15 protein-coding genes are annotated in these 15,965 nt (G+C 59.8%); 6 read left to right on the top strand and 9 right to left on the bottom strand.

Annotation, left to right across the window (positions count from 1 at the left end; genetic code table 11):
• Nucleotides 1–8: 8 nt before the first annotated feature.
• Genes N2245_RS08075 through N2245_RS08085 form a run of 3 tightly spaced genes read right to left on the bottom strand, consistent with a single transcriptional unit; the run spans nt 9 to nt 3,144 of the window.
• Entirely contained in the window at nt 9–896 is an 888-nt protein-coding gene (locus N2245_RS08075) for a carbohydrate ABC transporter permease (RefSeq protein ID WP_494536225.1), read from the bottom strand.
• A gap of 11 nt (nt 897–907) precedes the next feature.
• A complete protein-coding gene (locus tag N2245_RS08080) occupies nt 908–1,819 on the bottom strand; it encodes a carbohydrate ABC transporter permease (protein ID WP_494536226.1) in 912 nt (303 codons plus the stop codon).
• Between the two features lie 20 nt (nt 1,820–1,839).
• Nucleotides 1,840–3,144, bottom strand: coding sequence for an ABC transporter substrate-binding protein (locus tag N2245_RS08085; RefSeq protein ID WP_494536227.1), 1,305 nt, complete (start codon nt 3,142–3,144; stop codon nt 1,840–1,842).
• Between the two features lie 145 nt (nt 3,145–3,289).
• Between N2245_RS08085 and uvsE the strand changes: the two genes are divergently transcribed.
• Nucleotides 3,290–4,225 (top strand): UV DNA damage repair endonuclease UvsE, encoded by a 936-nt coding sequence (gene uvsE, locus N2245_RS08090; RefSeq protein WP_494536228.1) that lies wholly within the window; start codon nt 3,290–3,292, stop codon nt 4,223–4,225.
• 27 nt (nt 4,226–4,252) lie between these two features.
• On the opposite strand, the gene N2245_RS08095 is transcribed toward uvsE, so the two are convergent.
• The 5 genes from N2245_RS08095 to N2245_RS08115 form a co-directional block, all read right to left on the bottom strand.
• Nucleotides 4,253–4,471 (bottom strand): hypothetical protein, encoded by a 219-nt coding sequence (locus N2245_RS08095; protein WP_494536229.1) that lies wholly within the window; start codon nt 4,469–4,471, stop codon nt 4,253–4,255.
• A 107-nt stretch (nt 4,472–4,578) separates the two neighbouring features.
• Nucleotides 4,579–5,535, bottom strand: a complete 957-nt coding sequence (locus N2245_RS08100; protein ID WP_494536230.1) for a MerR family transcriptional regulator — start codon at nt 5,533–5,535, stop codon at nt 4,579–4,581.
• Nucleotides 5,536–5,574: 39 nt separating this feature from the next.
• Entirely contained in the window at nt 5,575–6,021 is a 447-nt protein-coding gene (locus tag N2245_RS08105) for a calcium-binding protein (RefSeq protein WP_494536231.1), read from the bottom strand.
• Complete coding sequence (locus N2245_RS08110) at nt 6,006–7,484, bottom strand: signal peptidase I (RefSeq protein WP_494536232.1); 1,479 nt, start codon at nt 7,482–7,484, stop codon at nt 6,006–6,008. The genes N2245_RS08105 and N2245_RS08110 overlap by 16 nt, the downstream gene beginning before the upstream one ends.
• A 14-nt stretch (nt 7,485–7,498) precedes the next feature.
• Nucleotides 7,499–7,894, bottom strand: a complete 396-nt coding sequence (locus tag N2245_RS08115; protein WP_494536233.1) for a hypothetical protein — start codon at nt 7,892–7,894, stop codon at nt 7,499–7,501.
• 238 nt (nt 7,895–8,132) lie between these two features.
• Here N2245_RS08115 and N2245_RS08120 point away from each other — a divergent pair, with 238 nt between their 5' ends.
• The 5 genes from N2245_RS08120 to N2245_RS08140 all read left to right on the top strand — a co-directional run bounded on the left by N2245_RS08120 (nt 8,133) and on the right by N2245_RS08140 (nt 11,927).
• On the top strand, nt 8,133–8,423 hold the full coding sequence (locus tag N2245_RS08120) for a DUF3303 domain-containing protein (protein ID WP_494536234.1): 291 nt from the start codon (nt 8,133–8,135) through the stop codon (nt 8,421–8,423).
• A gap of 11 nt (nt 8,424–8,434) precedes the next feature.
• On the top strand, nt 8,435–9,217 hold the full coding sequence (hemQ, locus tag N2245_RS08125; protein WP_494536235.1) for a hydrogen peroxide-dependent heme synthase: 783 nt from the start codon (nt 8,435–8,437) through the stop codon (nt 9,215–9,217).
• A gap of 3 nt (nt 9,218–9,220) precedes the next feature.
• Nucleotides 9,221–9,829, top strand: coding sequence for a GNAT family N-acetyltransferase (locus N2245_RS08130; protein ID WP_494536236.1), 609 nt, complete (start codon nt 9,221–9,223; stop codon nt 9,827–9,829).
• A gap of 16 nt (nt 9,830–9,845) precedes the next feature.
• Nucleotides 9,846–11,669, top strand: a complete 1,824-nt coding sequence (locus N2245_RS08135) for a glycoside hydrolase family 15 protein (protein ID WP_494536237.1) — start codon at nt 9,846–9,848, stop codon at nt 11,667–11,669.
• 69 nt (nt 11,670–11,738) lie between these two features.
• Nucleotides 11,739–11,927 carry a CsbD family protein gene (locus N2245_RS08140; RefSeq protein WP_494536238.1) on the top strand — a complete coding sequence of 63 codons (189 nt, stop codon included), beginning with the start codon at nt 11,739–11,741 and terminating at the stop codon, nt 11,925–11,927.
• Nucleotides 11,928–11,990: 63 nt separating this feature from the next.
• Here the strand turns inward: N2245_RS08140 and N2245_RS08145 are convergent, their stop codons facing one another.
• Nucleotides 11,991–15,953 (bottom strand): hypothetical protein, encoded by a 3,963-nt coding sequence (locus N2245_RS08145; protein WP_494536239.1) that lies wholly within the window; start codon nt 15,951–15,953, stop codon nt 11,991–11,993.
• Between the last annotated feature and the right edge of the window lie 12 nt (nt 15,954–15,965).

Consider the following 15,965-nt stretch of genomic DNA (forward strand, 5'->3'; position numbering starts at 1 on the left):
CCCGCCTGCTAGAAGCCCTTGATAGCGCCAGCTGTAAGCCCCTCGATGAACTGTCTCTGGAAGATAAAGAACACCACGATCACGGGCAGAGATGCCAGCAGCGCGCCGGAGAGCAGGATACCGTACTGGTAGTCGTAGGGACCTACTAGTGCGGCCAAACCCAGGTTGATCACGAACATGGATGGCTTGGTGGTCACTATCAATGGCCAGAAGAAGTCGTTCCACAGTCCTGTGAATGAGAGGATAGCCAGCACCGCCAGGCCAGGCCTTACCAGCGGCAGCACCACCCGCCACCAGATGCCGAACTCGCTGGCGCCATCTATTCGGGCGGCGTCCAGGAGCTCGTCGGGCACGCCTATGGTGTACTGGCGCATGAGGAATATCCCGAACGCGCTCACCGCTCCCGGTACTATCAGGGCCTGGTAAGTGTTGAACCAGCCCAGCGCTCGGATGATCTGGAACTGCGGCACGAGCAGCACCTGGAAAGGTATCAGGAGCGTGGCCAGCATCAGCGTGAACAGTAGGTTACGGAACCGGAAGTTGTACTTGGCGAAGGCGTAGCCCGCAAGCGATGCGAGCAGCACCGAGAGGACCGTACCCACCCCTGCCACGATCGCGGTGTTGAGGTACCACCGACCGTACGGGAACTCCGAGAGGAGTCGCTGCATGTTGTCCCACACCCACACGCGTGGCCAGATCGTGAGGGGCGTGCCGAAGATCTCGTCGTTGCGCTTGAAGGCGCTGAACGCCATGTAGATGTAGGGGATGGCCGTGAGCACTACTATCATGAGCATGACGATGTTCGTGATGAGCATGCCCAGGTAGAACCTCAGCCTGTAGGCCGAGACGCCTCCCTTGACCTTTGCCCTAGTTGCGGTCGTTTCAGTAGTTGCCATCTTCTACCTCCTTAGGCCTCGGTGGAGTAGCCCCTGAACAGGTAGATGTTCAGGAGAGAGAGTATCAACAGGATGACGACCATCGAGTAGGCTATAGCGCTGGCGTAGCCCACGTTGAAGTAGACGAAGCCCTGGTTGTACAGGTACAGCGTGATCGTGAGAGAAGCGTCGGATGGACCGCCCCCCGTGAGCAGCAGCGGCTGCGCGAAAAGGTTGTACGAGCCGACTATTGCCTGTATCACCACGAAGAGCGTCACCGGTCGCAGCAGCGGCAGGGTTATCCTCCAGAATGCCTGCCACCTAGAGGCGCCGTCGGTATAGGCGGCCTCGTACAGCTCGCGGCTGATGCCCGTAAGCCCAGCGACCCAGTAGAGCATGTTGATCCCAAGGTAGGTCCAGATCGCCATGATGATGAAAGAGGGCATCACGAACTTGGGATCGGTCAGCCAGCCGTAGGGCCCCAGCCCGAACCACCTCAGCAGGGCGTTCAACAGGCCGTACTGCTGGTCGAGCACCCTGGCGAAGATGATCGCGATCACCACGGCGGAGGTGATCACCGGGAAGAACAGCATCGCCTTGTAGAAGCTCTTGAGCTGACCCGGCACCAGGCGGGAGTTCACCACCAGCGCCAGGATCAGCGCCAGCGGCGACAGGATGAAGACGCTGCCCGCCGCGAAGTAGGTGGTGTTGATCACTGCCTTGATGTACCGCTCGTCCTGGAACAGGTGGAGGTAGTTGCCCAGGCCGAAGAAGGTCTTCTTCTCGAACCCGAAGCCCTTGAAGAAGCTCAGGTACAGCGAGTACACGATGGGGTACAGTCCGAACACCAGGAACAGTATCCAGAATGGGGCTATGAACATGTAGGGCGCTATCTTCCGCTCGTTGCGCCTCCACCAGCTGGTGTGATAAGTCGTTGCCGCCATTATACCTTCACCTCCCTTGCCTAGGCAGTCTCGAACTCGATGATGTTGAGGGCTTCCCTCTGGGCGTTATCCAGTGCCTGCTTGGGGGACATACTCAGGTTCTGGAGCGCTGGAGTGATGCCCTTGCGGACGCATGCGTCAGTGGTCTCCGGCCAATAGGGGGAGTTGTACCACTTGTTGATCTCCGGGGAGACCTCCTCTATGAGCTCGCCCACCCGTTGGTTGTCGAAGAACTCTATGGGTTGGGTCAGCCTGGGGTCTTCGAAGGCTGGCCTCCAGGTGGGCCACACCTGCCGCTCCTCGAAGTCGAACATCACCGCCTCGGTCGTGGTGTGCTCCCAGATGACGAAGTCCAACGCCTCCTCGATGTAGGGTGATGTGCGCAAGACGCACACCCCGGTGCCGCCCCAAGTGGCGGTGCGGGACCCACCCTCGGTCCACCTAGGGAAGGGCTGCAGATGCCACTTGCCCTTCGTGTTGGGCAGCGACTGCTGGATGAAGCCGCTGAAGTTCCAAGAGGGCCCTAGCAGGCTGGTGATGTCGCCGTTGAAGAGCGCGGTGTTGTAGGCAGGACCCGAAGGCCTGTAGGTGGTCCAGCCGTCCTTGAGGGACTGCTGCCAAAACGAGAGCGTGTTCACCCCCTCCTTGGAGTTGAGTGTAGGTTGGCCGTCGGGGCCGAAGAACCCTCCGCCCTGCTGCAGCGTGAGCATCCACCACTGGCCCCAGCCCGTGAACTCCACATCTATGAGGTACTTGCCGGTATCGCGGTGGAACTTCTTGCCTATCTCCACGAACTCTTCCCAGGTCTCGATGGGCGTCTTGATGCCCGCCTTCTCCCAGATATCCCATCTGTAGCTCAGCAGGCAGGTGTTGAGCTCGTTGCCCAGGCCGTACACCTTGCCCTGCCAGCTCCAGGGGTCCGTGGCCGAGGGCCTGTAGAACTTGTCGAGGGCCCCCATCTCCTGGAGCTTAGGCGTCATGTCGACGAAGATCACGTCGCCCTTGATGTATCGGGAGAACTGGCTGATCTCGATATCGGCTATGTCGGGGCCACCGGAGCCCGCCTGAGAGACGATCATGATCTTGTCGTGCATCTGGTTGTAGGGCAGCACCAGGAAGTTGAGCTCGAAATCCGGCTTCTTCCTCTGCTTGTACAGCTCCCAGGCCTTGCGCTGCCAAGCTATGCGGGTCTCGCTGAACGCCCAGAAGTTCAGCGTGGGTTTGGCGCCCCTGTTGTAGGCCGGGGTGCAGCCTCCGAGGAAGGCTGCACCCGCTGCCGCGGCAGCCGTCCTCTTGAGGAACTCCCGCCTCGTCATCTGCTGCATGTTCTCCTCCTGCATTTCATATAGTTTTTAAAGACGAGGTCGTATACTAAATGTTTGCTATAGAATATATGCACTTTCGCGGTTTTTCAAGAGTCTTTTGCGGCGGTTATACTGAGATGTCGCGATCGTGCGCTGAGGAGTGGGCATGCGACTAGGCTTTGCAGTCAAGGTGCTGGGTAGGCCGGGCCTAAAGAGCGACGACTCCCGTAGGTGGATGAACTCTCCCCACCTGCGGGTGAGCCTGGGTTATCTGGACGCCATCTTCGACTACCTGCGTGAGCAGCACATATGCATGTATCGGATCTCCTCCAACATAGCCCCGTACATCACGCACCCTGACATGCCCCAGTTCCATCACCAGATTGAGGAGTGCTCCGAGGAGCTGGAGGATCTTGGTCGCAAGGCCAGAGCGCTGGGTCTCAGGCTATCCATGCACCCCTCGCAGTACATAGTGCTCAATTCCCCTCGTGATGAGGTCTACCAAGCTGCGATCAAGGATCTCGAGTACCACGCACGCTTCTTGGACGCACTCGGCCTGGGGCCTGAGGCCGTGGTGGTGATCCATGGGGGCGGTGCTTATGGGGACAAGCAAGCCGCTATGGAGCGCTTCGTGGAGCGGTATCTGGAGCTGCCCGAGCGTGTGCGCCGCAGGCTGGTGGTGGAGAACGACGAGAAGATATTCTCTGTGAGCGACGTGCTCTGGCTGCACGAGCGAACGGGCGTACCCGTGGTCTTCGACTATCTGCATCACCAGGTGCACGATCCCGATGGTTGGGATTTGCAAGCGGCTGTGTCCTCCTGCCTAAGTACCTGGCCACAAGGGGTGGTGCCCAAGGTGCACTTCAGCAGCCCGCGCACAGAGCCTAGGAGCAGGGGAAACAGGGAGACCGGTCCGCTGCCCTGGCAGCACGGCGATTGGATAGATGCTGAGGAGTTCGTGGAATTCTTGAATATTTGTAAGGGACTGCGGTTCGATGTGATGCTGGAGGCCAAGAAGAAAGATCTGGCGCTGCTGAGGCTAAGGGAGGAGCTGAGAGGCATGGGGATGGATGTCGATTGCTGTGATGCGGATCGGGGATAATGGCTCTCAGCCCCTCCCTCAGGGGAGTTAGGCGCGTTTCTGCTGCGTGCCTAGCAGCTTATGGAATATGCCGAACAATAGGAAGGTAGGTGGCCATTGGCCAACGAACACCGCCCAGTCCTTCTTACCGCTGAGCTGCAACGTGGCCGAGGCCAGGATTGAAGCCAATGCTGCCCAGTACCATACCTGTCCAGGCACCTGATCGGTTACTCTAAAGTATTGCTCTGTCACTTGAGTGTTGCTCATGATAGCTCCTCCGTTTGAGATCAAATTGCCGCGACGTTAGTCACGGCACCCCTATGTATGCAAGAGTTGTGCCAGGATGCGCAATATATGCGCAGGATTTGCACACGTTATGCACCCTTGAGCCTCTCGGAGGCGTCGGCCCTGCTGAGCTCTTCACGGATGAGGTCGGCGGCCTGTACGGCGTCCATGACTATCCTGGAGGGCTGCACCAGATCTGCCAGGGATGGGTCGGACACGAAGGCGTAGCCGCCGTAGAGGAGTCTTGGGCCGAGCAGGCGCCGGAGGTGGGTGGTCGACTCTATCAGCCTCTGGGCGATCACCGGAGACGAGGCCGACAGGCAGACGAAACGGGCGTTGACCTGCTGGATCATGTCCTCTAGATCTCCTATGGGCACGTCTGCTCCCAGATGCACCACGCGCACGCCGCGGCGCATGAGCAGCATCGCCAGCATCAAGAGGCCGATCTCGTGCTGCTCCCCGGGCGCGCAGGCGGTGATCACGGGACCCAGCGTGCCCGACAGGGCGTACATGCTGAGGAGCATCATGAGCTTCATCTGGATGAACTGGCTGCAGAAGTGCTCTACGGACACGGTGATCTGCTGATGCTCCCAGCTCTCGCCGATGCGGTACAGCACGGGCTGTAGCACCCTCACGCAGGTGGACTCCACGCCAAACATCGTGAGGGTGCTGGAGATGATGCGGTCTGCCTCCCAGGTGTCGAGGCGCACCAGGCTGTCGTAGAGGGCGTCGGCCACGTCCTGCAGCCTACCCTCCTGCTCCACCACGGGAACGTTGACGCTGGCGAGGGTGTCCTTGATGAGCTCAGCCAGGCGTGATAGGGGCACGCCGGCCTCCGACTGCTCCTTCATCCACAGGATGCAGATGATGTCTCGCTCGGAGTACAGACGTCTGCCATCGAGTGACCTGTAGGGCCTCGGCACACCATACCTCCTCTCCCATGAGCGGATGGTACCCTGTGGTACTCCGGTGCGCTCGGAGACGGTAGATATGCTGTAGAGTGGTATATCTGAGCTGGTGCGGATCTGTTGCGCAAGTGAGATCACAACGCAATCGTAGCCCCAAGGGCCTCAGCTGTCAAATGGTTAAGGTAATTTGACCTCGCAGCTGACGGTGACGTCCCCCGGGTCGAACACTCCGTAGCAGATGTCGTAGCCGGGGCCACCGTTGACGTAGTCGGCGCCGCTGCCTGCAAGTATGACGTCGTCGCCGTCGCCGGCGTTGACGTAGTCGTTGCCCGCACCAGCTAGCACGCAATCGTCGCCATCGCCGGCAAAGATGTAGTCGATCCCGCTCGAGGCCAATATCAGCGTGGAGCCGGAGCCTCCGAACCCAATGCCGTTGACTATCTGTATGCCGGTGAGGTTCTTGGAGGCGCACTGCGGGGGCTTGAGGTCGTTGGCGCCTATGGAGTAGGCGCTGGTGCCCAGGCCGCTGACTGGCACGCTGTTGCTCGTGGCCATTCCGACCATGGACAGCGCTCCTAGTAACAGGAGGATAATACCTGCCCTCGGGATCAGCTTGCCGGACATCTCTCCTCCGCGGCGTAGACGTAAGTATGCCCACCGTCATCCAGGTAGTAGTGGTGAACGCTTCCCTGTTGGAAGTGTAGCAATCTCGCTCCCTGAGTACCTGCAAGCAGGTGCTCCAAGCTCGTGAGGTCTCTCAGTATCACGGCCGTATCCGATCGCGGTGGCTCGAGCACCTCCACCATCAGGTGATTCCACCTGGAGGCGATGATCGCGGACTCTCCAAGTTGCTCTAGGCGCCGTGACCATCCCTGTAAGGCTATCAGCCCTAGGGCTGAGGCCAGCAGCAGCAAGGTGGCTGTCCACCTTGCTGCCGTTACAGGCAGCGCTAGTGGGCCGAGGTGCAACGTGTTGGAGGTGATGCCCGGGACCCGTAGCGTTGACTGCTGATTTTTCCCGGTGGCGTTGCCCTCTGTGGGTTGGACCAGCTGGAGCTGGAGGGTATCTAGTTGGAAGGCCATGCTGGGCGTAAATCGCGTGGAGAGGGTTTGCCCATCCAGGGTGCCCTTGGTAGAGATCTGCCCTATTATAGTTAGGTTGTACTGATCCCTTTGTACGCCAGTGAGGCGCTGAGCCTCGTCTATGATATCCTGCACTCGCCCCAAGTCCAGCTGGAAGCTGGTTTGGAAGCTATCTCCCATGAATGCTCTGGATGGTACCAGCTCCAAGCTCCTCTTCCAGCCGCTGGCATCGCTTATCTGGGCCAGCACTCGGTAGGTGCCCTGCACACTGTGGGGTTCTGTGGATGAGAATCGGTAGCTTAGCTGCATCTGGAGGGAGCTCACCAGCTTGCGGAACACCGCCTGGCCGGTGGTGATGACCCCGCCATCGTACACCGCTGGGTTGGCACGGGCCGTGTACTGGAAGGTCCCTGTCTGGCTATATGGCACTTCTTGCATCGCCTCCACCTGTGTGGGACGAGTGTAGGCTAGTATGCCCAGCAGCAGCGAGAGCGCAGCGGTCACAAGCAGCGCGCTCCCGAGGGCAGGGACAGCTTGGTATCTAGAGGTCGTGCCCCTGTTCCTGCTCAGGGTAGTTGGGCCTAGGATCATAGCTCCTATCGCCATCGTTAGGAGTGCGATATCAAGGGGAGAGCTCATGGTGCTCAGCAGACCTCCTATAAGGGGGATCTTCAGCCAGTAGGCGCCTAGTACCTCCTCAGCGGCCGGGCGGTAACCATCTATCCAGGAGTTGTGGTCTCCTTTGAAGATGAACCTGTCCCCCTCTGTGCCTACTATGCGATGGATGACGAGGCCGATATCGGGGTATCTGTAGGCGGCTATCTGACCAGGGGAGTAGGTAGGGGCACGGCGCACGAGCACGAGGTCACCCTTGTGCAGGGTGGGGTACATGCTGTTGCCGTTGACGATGACGTAGGAGGTCCTGCCCCCAAGCTGCGTTGGTAGCAGCCACCAAGCGAGAAACAACATGAGCAGAAGCCACCAAGGGAGCAGGACCTTCCTCAACTAGGGCCTCCGGACTACTGAGCCGCTACGACCCGCAGCTGATCCGCGGACTGCACGGTAGCCTGTGGAGAGGTGGTGTTGCAGGTGTAGGCGTAGGGCGAGTTAGTCGAGTTCGTGTTGCAGGTGTACCAGGTGTTGCCGCTGCTCACCAGCTTGATCTTCACCGTGGTGGGCTTGGGCGCGCCGGAGGCGGAGCTGAGGTTGAAAGTCACAGAGTTTATCTTGGTGGGATCGCTGTTGTCCAGCGTGTAGCTGATGTTGCTGATGGTGTAGCCGGTGATGTTGCCCGAGCCGTCGCCAGCGCCGGAGTCGGGCACGGTGTTGGCTGCCGCGAAGCCGTAAGCAGCCACGCCCAGCAGCACCAACACAAGGGACAGGAACACGAGCCGCAGGTTGAAGGTTTGTATCATGAATGCGAATCCTCCTTGTATTTTATTGCGTTAATTAACAAATCTCTCTACGTCTATGAGATTTGTCGCGACATATTATATGGTCAACGCACTCTGATTGCAATACTGCAAGACGAAATTCCCATATGTAGCTTATATTTGACATAAACACTTGGTTTGTGTGTGCCCGTGCTTTTAGCCTTTGGGCGGTGCGTCGTTTATACTGTTAGGAGAGCAAAACTTAAGAAGGAGTACGCTTATGGCTCTGTACTTTGTAGAGCACAGACACTCTCCAGATACCTGCCCCGCGAGGGACCCGCGGATGGGCGCCATGCTCCTGCAGCACCTGTCGCCTGCCAACGCCGAGCAGCACGGCGTCAAGATCCAAGGCGAGGCCGTGCTAGATGGTCAGCACACCCTAGTGATGATAGTCGAGGCTAACGATGAGTCGACCGTCAAGCAGTTCATGCAGCCCTTCGAGCAGGCGGGCAGTGTGGAAGTCAAGCCCGCTAACAGGTGTGAGACCGTGGTCGAGCGCGGCGGCTGCTAGGAGGGCACGAGGTGGCCGAAGCTACTAGGGCTAACATGGATGTGGAGATCTCTGCTGGCGTGGAGGCCCCTGAGACCGTCGAGGGTTATTGGGTCCTCCACGACTTCCGTAAGGTGGACTGGCCCCGCTGGCGGGAGTTGCCCCTGGAGACAAGAACCCAGATGTTGGAGGAGTTCTCCCACTTCCTGAGCGCTGCCTATCAACCTGAGGGCGAGCGTTCAGGCTCCACGCGTATCTACAGGGTCATCACCCAGAAGGCTGACCTAGCCATCATGCATTTCCGTCCCGACCCTGCCCAGCTGTTCGATCTGCAGGTGGAGATGGCTCGTTGCCGACTGACGGATTACCTTCTCCCCGTCTACTCCTACTTCTCGGTCATTGAGCTCAGCCTCTATAGAGGCCCTTCCTCCCGTCCCGAGGTGATGGAGAGGCGTCTATATCCAGAGGTGCCAGACAAGCGCTACATCTGCTTCTACCCTATGAACAAGCGGCGAGGTGAGCGCTACAACTGGTACGATCTACCAGCATCCGAGAGGCGCGAGATGATGAAGGGGCACGGCAGAGTAGGCCACAAGTACTCCGAGCACGTCACGCAGATCATTACCGGCTCGCAGGGGTTGGATGACTGGGAGTGGGGGGTGACGCTCTTTGCGGACCACCCCATCCACTTCAAGAAGCTGGTGTACGAGATGCGCTTTGATCCCGTCAGCTCGCGCTACGCGGAGTTCGGACCGTTCTACATAGGGATGTTGACTTCTGTAGAGGAGGTCAAAGCCCTCCTGCTTGGGGTTTAACTCATGCCAGGGTCCAGCCAACAGACGTCCCCGCTCCTGATAGATCTCCCTGAGGAGATACGCGGGGAGAAGGTACTGCTGCGTCCCTATCGTGGAGATGACGCGCCGGCGCTCTGGGAGGCGATAGAGGAGTCGCGGGAGCACCTGTCTCCCTGGCTTCCTTGGGTGATCGGTTACGACCATCCGGATAGGGCGAGGGAGTTCGTCGTTCGCGCCTACGCCAACTGGCTGCTGCGCACTGACCTTGCGGTGGGGGTCTTCGATCTCCAAACAGGCCGGTTGCTAGGAGGCGCCGGCCTGCACCGGATAGATTGGCGGGTTAGATCTTTTGAGATAGGCTATTGGCTGCGAGCGAGCGCGCAGGGCCAGGGTTACGTGACTGATGCCGTTCGTGCACTGGTACGTATGGCTTTTGAGTTGCTCGATGCCAATAGGGTGGAGATCAGGATGGACGTGAGAAACGTTCGCAGCCGACGCGTGGCGGAGCGACTGGGGTTCACGCACGAGGGCACTCTCAGGCGCAACATGTTGGATGCGGACGGTCACCTTAGGGACACCCATATCTATGCTATGGTCCGGGAGGAGTACGAGTCGCTGCCCTGGGCACGATAACTGCTGATAGTCGAGCATGGCCGATAAGCAACCCTACCCACCGATAGAGGACTACGGCGTCATAGGTGATATGCACACCGTTGCCCTCGTGAGCAGCAGAGCGTCGATCGATTGGCTGTGCTTGCCGGCGTTTGATTCACCTTCGGTTTTTGGGCGCATCCTGGACTGGCGTGCGGGCGGCTTCTGGCAGATCAGGATGCCTGGCAGGTTCCACGTCAAGAGGGGCTACCTGCAGGACACCAACGTCCTCGAGACGGTGCTCATAGGCGATGCAGGTAGGGTGCTCCTGCTGGACTTTATGGCGGTCACCCCGGATCTTCGGGGTACCGGTCATAAAGTGCTCGTGCGCTACCTAGAGTGCCTAGATGGTCGGCCTGAGGTAGAGAGCGTCGTGCAGCCCAGGCCGGGCTACGCCCTCGAGGAGCCGGAGGTGCGGATCGAGGGCCGGGGGCTCTCCTGGGGGCGATGTCGCCTAGATGGCCCCAGCGAGTGGCGAAGCGAGAAAGATGGTGGCTACAGCTGCAGGTGCTCCTTGACTCCTGGTCAGGGAGCGGCTTTCGTGCTGGCTTACGTGGACGATGGCTCTAAGCAGCTGCAGTTGCCTGAACCCAGCAAGATGCTTGAGGACACCTGCGATTACTGGCGTGGATGGGTCTCGGCTTGCACTTACGATGGGCCCTACCGCGAGCAGGTTGTGAGGAGCGCCCTGGCCCTCAAGCTGCTGATCTACGAACCCACCGGCGCCATTGTAGCTGCGCCCACCACGTCCCTGCCCGAGGAGATAGGCGGCGAGCGCAACTGGGATTATAGGTTTACCTGGATCAGAGATGCCTCTCTGACGCTCTATGCGCTGCTGATGGCCGGTTATAGGGATGAGGACGATGCGTTCTTTCGATGGCTGACCCGAACTGTCCAGGTCGAGCACGAGGGCATGAAGGTGCTTTACCCTATCACCCCACAGGGAGATACCACTGAGCGGGTGCTGGATCACTTGGAGGGTTACCGTGGTTCCAGGCCTGTGCGCGTGGGCAACGCTGCTAGGGATCAGTCGCAGCTGGATATGTACGGAGAGGTGATGGATGCCCTCTACTTCGCGGTTCATGCCGGTGGCTATGACCCTCGATCGGTGTGGGAGCATTTCCTCCCAATAGTGAGGTGGGTGTTGGAGCATTGGCGGGAGCCGGGCAACGGTATATGGGAGGTGAGGGGAGGCAAGAGGCACTTCGTGTACAGCAAGGTCATGTCCTGGGTGGCCCTGGATAGGGCCGTCAAGCTCTGTCGCGAGCTGGGGCTTGAGGGCGACGTCGAGCTCTGGGAGCGCGAGAGGGACGCCATAAGGGTTGAGGTGCTTACGAGAGGCTGGAGCGATAAGCTTGGAGCCTTCAAGCAGTCCTACGAGGATGAGCGCTTGGACGCGGCCAACCTCCTATTGCCTACGGTGGGCTTCATAGCCGGCGACGACCCGAAGATGGTCTCCACCATAGACTCTACCCTGGACCAGCTGGTGGTGGATGGCCTCTGCTACAGGTACCTCGATGCCCCTGAGGGAGTGTCGGGCAACGAGGGGGCCTTCGTGCTGTGCACCTTCTGGCTGATCAACGCTCTGGCGCTTGCGGGGCGGCACGATGAGGCCCGGGAGATGTTCGAGCGCATGCTCCACAGGGCTAGCCCCCTGGGACTGTACGCCGAGGAGATAGACCCCTCCACTGGCCATCACCTGGGCAACTATCCTCAGGCGTTCTCCCACATCGGGGTGATAGCTTCAGCGGTCACCCTAGCGCGCAGGCTGGGCTTTAGCTCTGACCGGCGCCACCATGGCTCCCGACCCAAGGCACGATAGTTGCTATATACATTCAGGCTCGCGTAAGGAGTCAAAGTAGATATACAAAATAGAGAAAGGAGATTCGGAATGGACGATCAACTCGAGGGAAAGGGCAAGGAGCTATCTGGCAAGGTCAAGGAGGCCGCTGGTGACCTCACGGACAACGAGCGCCTGCAGGCCGAGGGTGAGAAGGAGCAGGCTGAGGGTAAAGTCCAGCAGGCCATAGGTGACATCAAGGACAAGGTATCCGATTTCCTCGATCGTGACAAGAAGTAAGTTATCCTCCTGCTAGCTACTTCGCTTGCCGGGGCTCGGGATGCTCCCGAGCCCCATATGTTGTTAGCCCCGGAGTATCCTCACTGGCCCGAACAGGCCGGAGACCCGCTGCCGAGGGAACACGTAGTGCGTGGGGCTGAATTCATCGAGGTAGGGTGCCAGCGTGTTGTACACCGTGACCTCCAGGGTGTTGTCCCCCTCGACCAGCGCGTCGCTCAGGTCGAAGCGGTAGGGAGCCCACACCCTTGCTCCGAGGGTCACCCCGTTGAGCCTCACCTCTGCCGTACCCCTCACGCGACCTAGGTCAAGGATGGCTTTACCTCCCATGCGCTCGCACTTGAAGGTCTGTCGATAGGTGACTCCCCCGCTCCAGCCCACCAGGCCTTCTGACTCCCAGTCGCCCAGCCGCATCCTGCCGGGACCTTCTACGAAGGTTATGGGCCCGTCCAGGATCGCTCCGCCGTTGTAGCCCGACTCGGTGACTACCCTCAAAGCGCACCAACGGCCGATCTTATTTGCATGAGGTAGCTCCACCTCCATCAGGTGGTCTCCACCGCTCTCCCCTCTGGAGAGCGGTACCTCCTCGCCGTCCACGAATACCCTGGCCTCCCCGTGCAGGCTGAGCCGCATGCTCTTGGCGCCCGGCGGCAGCGGAAACCTCAGCCACTCCACCCTGCTCCCACTGCCTGGGAGCGCGGGGGACAGGTCCTCGACGTCGTCCCCCGGCATCCTGTTCTCTAGCCAGGAAGAGTGTTTCAGTGGGTGTGGGCGCCTCCACAGGTGTGTCCATCCTGGGTCTCCCCACTGAGCTCTCCTTAGGACTATGCTAGCAGGCAGTCCATCGCGGGTAGCAAGCCAAGAGAGGTCAGATATCACCTCTACACGTTCTCCATCTCCTTCTATAAGGCCATCCACCAACACTACGCCACGTGACCTTAGGTCTATGATCTCTATCTCCAGCTCGTTCTCCCCAGGGTGGAGGCTTGCGCTGATGTCGTAGGGCCGTATGCGCGCGCTATCGGATTCAAAGTAGGGGTCGAAGCCGCCATGTCGGCCGACCTCCCGCCCGTTGACGCGCACCTTGCAGGGGTCGATGCTGGCCACCTGCAGCACCGCACGGGTCACGTTTGCCGGTGCATGGACCTGCTTGCGAAAAACTATAACCGAATCCTTTTGTACCTCGCCTGCTAGTCGCATCCACTCGGGGCGGCGGTAGCGCTCTGGCTCCCGCACGCAGGCGAAGTGCGCGCGCAGCCTGGTGTCCTCCTCGGGCACCAGCCTGATCTCCAACAGATTATCGCCCTCTCGTAGGTGTACGGGGGTTATAGCTAAGTATCCCGGGTCCTCCAGAGGTACCTCCTCCCCGTTGATCCATACCCTCTTGGCTGCAGCTGCTCCAACGGCCAGGTACGTCTTCAGGGCCTGATCCAGGTGAAGGCTGGTGCGTAGCTGCACGCCCTCTCCGGCCTTGACGATGCCGAAATCTAGGAACTCCTCGGGTACATGCCCCTTGGGCCCTAGGGTGGGTACGTGCACTGGGTCCTTGTATATGCCCCGGGAGAGCGAGTAGGATGCTGTGCGCCATCTCCCGCTTGTCTTGGAAGTCCCAGGTTCTGGTAAAGATTCAGGCGCAGCAGGCCCGGTCCAGAGCACTCTGGGGCCAAAGCTCGCGTGCACGGTCTCCCAGCCTTCGGTCGGCAGGTCCGGAGAGTGCCAGCCCTGGGCTATCCCATCCTCCCCTGGGTGCTCCTCCCTGTGCAGCAAGGTCCAGCACTGCAGGTTAACCTCCTTTCCGGGGGGCATATCGAAATCTCCCCAGCGGTTGTCGAGCGTGGGGACTAACTCCACCTCCCATGTGTCATCCAGTACGCCGATCTCCTCCGTAGCCCCTATGGCCTGTGTGGTGGCGTCCTCCTCTCCCCATATGACGAGCATTGCAGGGCTACCACTGAATCTGAGCTTGGCCCAGCACCCGCCATCTTCGTCCTTCGTCTCTACAGCCACCTTATCTCCGGTGTAGGGATCCCAAGCTTGGGCCTTTCCCGATACACCTCTGACCCATATCTCCATCTCACGGTGGTATCTTGAGGGGTCAAAGCTGTAATCTACCTGCAGCCAGGATAGCCCCGTCTCTTCTTCCTCGCTGCGCATCTTCGTGGCCCTGGGCCATGCTGCCGGCACGTACACTACCGTGCGCCCCTCGACCCTACGCACCAGGGTGGCGACCGGGGCCTTTACCAATGGCTGAAGAGCTTGGAGGGCATCCTCCAGTTCCTGCAGGCCAGATGCGGTTTCTGTGGCTGATGCCAGCTTGCTCACGTTCTCGTTGCTATCCTCCATTCCAGCTCCCAGCTGAGGAGCTGCTCCCACTGTCATGAGCTTGCCACCTGCTTGCGCGAACTCCAGGAGAATGTTGGCTACTTGCTCCGGCAGGGATGTACAGTGGGGGAGAACGATGGTGGAGTAGGTCTCGTTACCTATCTTTAACTTGCCCTCCACGACCTCAGCCCTGGCTACTGAGTCCTCGTCCAGCACGTCGTAGTCCAGGCACAGCTTGTCGAATAGGCCAGGCTCCATCTTGTACCAGTGCTTCTTCCCCACTAGCTGGAGGTAGAGGTCGTGGGCTCGTTGCCCGTCCTCCAGGGCGTGATCCAGACATAGGTTGGCCTGTATGGTTGACGCAGGAAAAAGCAATCCCACATCGCACACGTGGTCGCCCATCGAGAGCACAGCGCACAGGCGGGCGACGGCCTGTGCGAACCCCTTGTAGTGCCTCCAGTAGGGCTGGCGCCAATCGGTGGAGGGCGGTGCCCATTCCCACCAACCACCTCGAGTGCTGTAGTAGACGGCGTGTGGATCATACAGCGTTGCACCATCTCTGATCCAGTTCAGGAGCCAGTCGAAAGTCTCCTCAAGGGTGCCTCCCCACCCAGAGCTGTGGAAGGCCTCTAGCCAGACCCTGGGATGGCCGTACAGGTGTGCCAGCGACGAGTGGATCTTGGTCTCCCCGTGGTGGTCGCTGCCTGGGGCACCGTACCACCTGTGGGTGCGTTGGTAGTCTGCGTAGAGCGCCACGGATTGCAATGGGTAACCGGCGCGCGCAGGGTGCTGCTGGTCGAAGCCGCAGATGAGCCCGCGCGACTCGTGCCACTCGAACAGGGGCTTGAAGAAGGCCTCTTCTGCCAGCTCTGCGCGCGTGAGGTGGTAGTCACGGCGCACCTTCCTTGCTTCCTCCCCGTAGTCCTCCCACAACGCGGCCAGCCTGGACACCAGGTCGTAGCCCCTGGCCTGCCTGAACAGCTGGGGGAAAATCTCGGACCAAGTGGGCATCGACGGCAGCTCGTCTTGGAAGGAGCCTACTATTACTTCCCCGAAGAATTCCCCCAGCCTTCGCTCAAACTCTCCGTGAATGGTGTCGATCAGCTTCGAACACGCTTCAGGGTTGAAATAGTCGAATCCTCTCTCCACAGAGTAAAAGAGCATTACCCTGTGGAGGGTGCCATCGGCGGACCATCTCAGTTGGTGCTGTTCTAGGGGCAGCACCACTGGCCCGCCTTTGGGACGACCAGAGTCATCTATCGGGATGGCAGCGGCCCCGATAGCTTTGCCACCTCCAGGGGCCGTAAGTTCTACATATCCGGATGTCTCCACACAAACCCGCTCCAGGGACCTGCCAGAGTAGCCAGGATCGGCCTTCACGATCTCCCCCTGGATGTTGGCTCCTGAGAAGCCGAGTTGGTCATAGAACCAGAGGTAGATGCCCAGCTCTTTAGCATCCGTACATACCTGGTGAAATATCTCCCACCAAGCGTCCGAGAAGAACGGTGGATCGTCGGCGTCCGAACCGTACATGGGGCTGGTGGGCGCCAGGTTGAGCACCACCAAGTTGTGCACGCCGCCCTCGGCGAACTTCTCGAGCTGCCAGCGTAGCCTATCTCGTGCCAGCTTCTCGCCGCTCCACCACCAAATTGGTACTGGTGAGAAGGCTCTGGGCGGCTGGTCAAACCTCTCTCTTAGCAAGGACATTCACTCCTCCTC

The sequence above is a fragment of the Thermobaculum sp. T2p genome (assembly GCF_059335935.1).

What these genes read in the sequence shown, in the direction of transcription:
- N2245_RS08135 (WP_494536237.1), top strand. Translation starts at nt 9,846, where the DNA reads ATGGCCGATAAGCAACCCTACCCACCGATAGAGGACTACGGCGTCATA.
- N2245_RS08080 (WP_494536226.1), bottom strand. Translation starts at nt 1,819, where the DNA reads ATGGCGGCAACGACTTATCACACCAGCTGGTGGAGGCGCAACGAGCGG.
- N2245_RS08145 (WP_494536239.1), bottom strand. Translation starts at nt 15,953, where the DNA reads ATGTCCTTGCTAAGAGAGAGGTTTGACCAGCCGCCCAGAGCCTTCTCA.
- N2245_RS08140 (WP_494536238.1), top strand. Translation starts at nt 11,739, where the DNA reads ATGGACGATCAACTCGAGGGAAAGGGCAAGGAGCTATCTGGCAAGGTC.
- N2245_RS08130 (WP_494536236.1), top strand. Translation starts at nt 9,221, where the DNA reads ATGCCAGGGTCCAGCCAACAGACGTCCCCGCTCCTGATAGATCTCCCT.
- N2245_RS08120 (WP_494536234.1), top strand. Translation starts at nt 8,133, where the DNA reads ATGGCTCTGTACTTTGTAGAGCACAGACACTCTCCAGATACCTGCCCC.
- N2245_RS08105 (WP_494536231.1), bottom strand. Translation starts at nt 6,021, where the DNA reads ATGTCCGGCAAGCTGATCCCGAGGGCAGGTATTATCCTCCTGTTACTA.
- N2245_RS08095 (WP_494536229.1), bottom strand. Translation starts at nt 4,471, where the DNA reads ATGAGCAACACTCAAGTGACAGAGCAATACTTTAGAGTAACCGATCAG.
- N2245_RS08115 (WP_494536233.1), bottom strand. Translation starts at nt 7,894, where the DNA reads ATGATACAAACCTTCAACCTGCGGCTCGTGTTCCTGTCCCTTGTGTTG.
- N2245_RS08075 (WP_494536225.1), bottom strand. Translation starts at nt 896, where the DNA reads ATGGCAACTACTGAAACGACCGCAACTAGGGCAAAGGTCAAGGGAGGC.
- N2245_RS08085 (WP_494536227.1), bottom strand. Translation starts at nt 3,144, where the DNA reads ATGCAGCAGATGACGAGGCGGGAGTTCCTCAAGAGGACGGCTGCCGCG.
- uvsE (WP_494536228.1), top strand. Translation starts at nt 3,290, where the DNA reads ATGCGACTAGGCTTTGCAGTCAAGGTGCTGGGTAGGCCGGGCCTAAAG.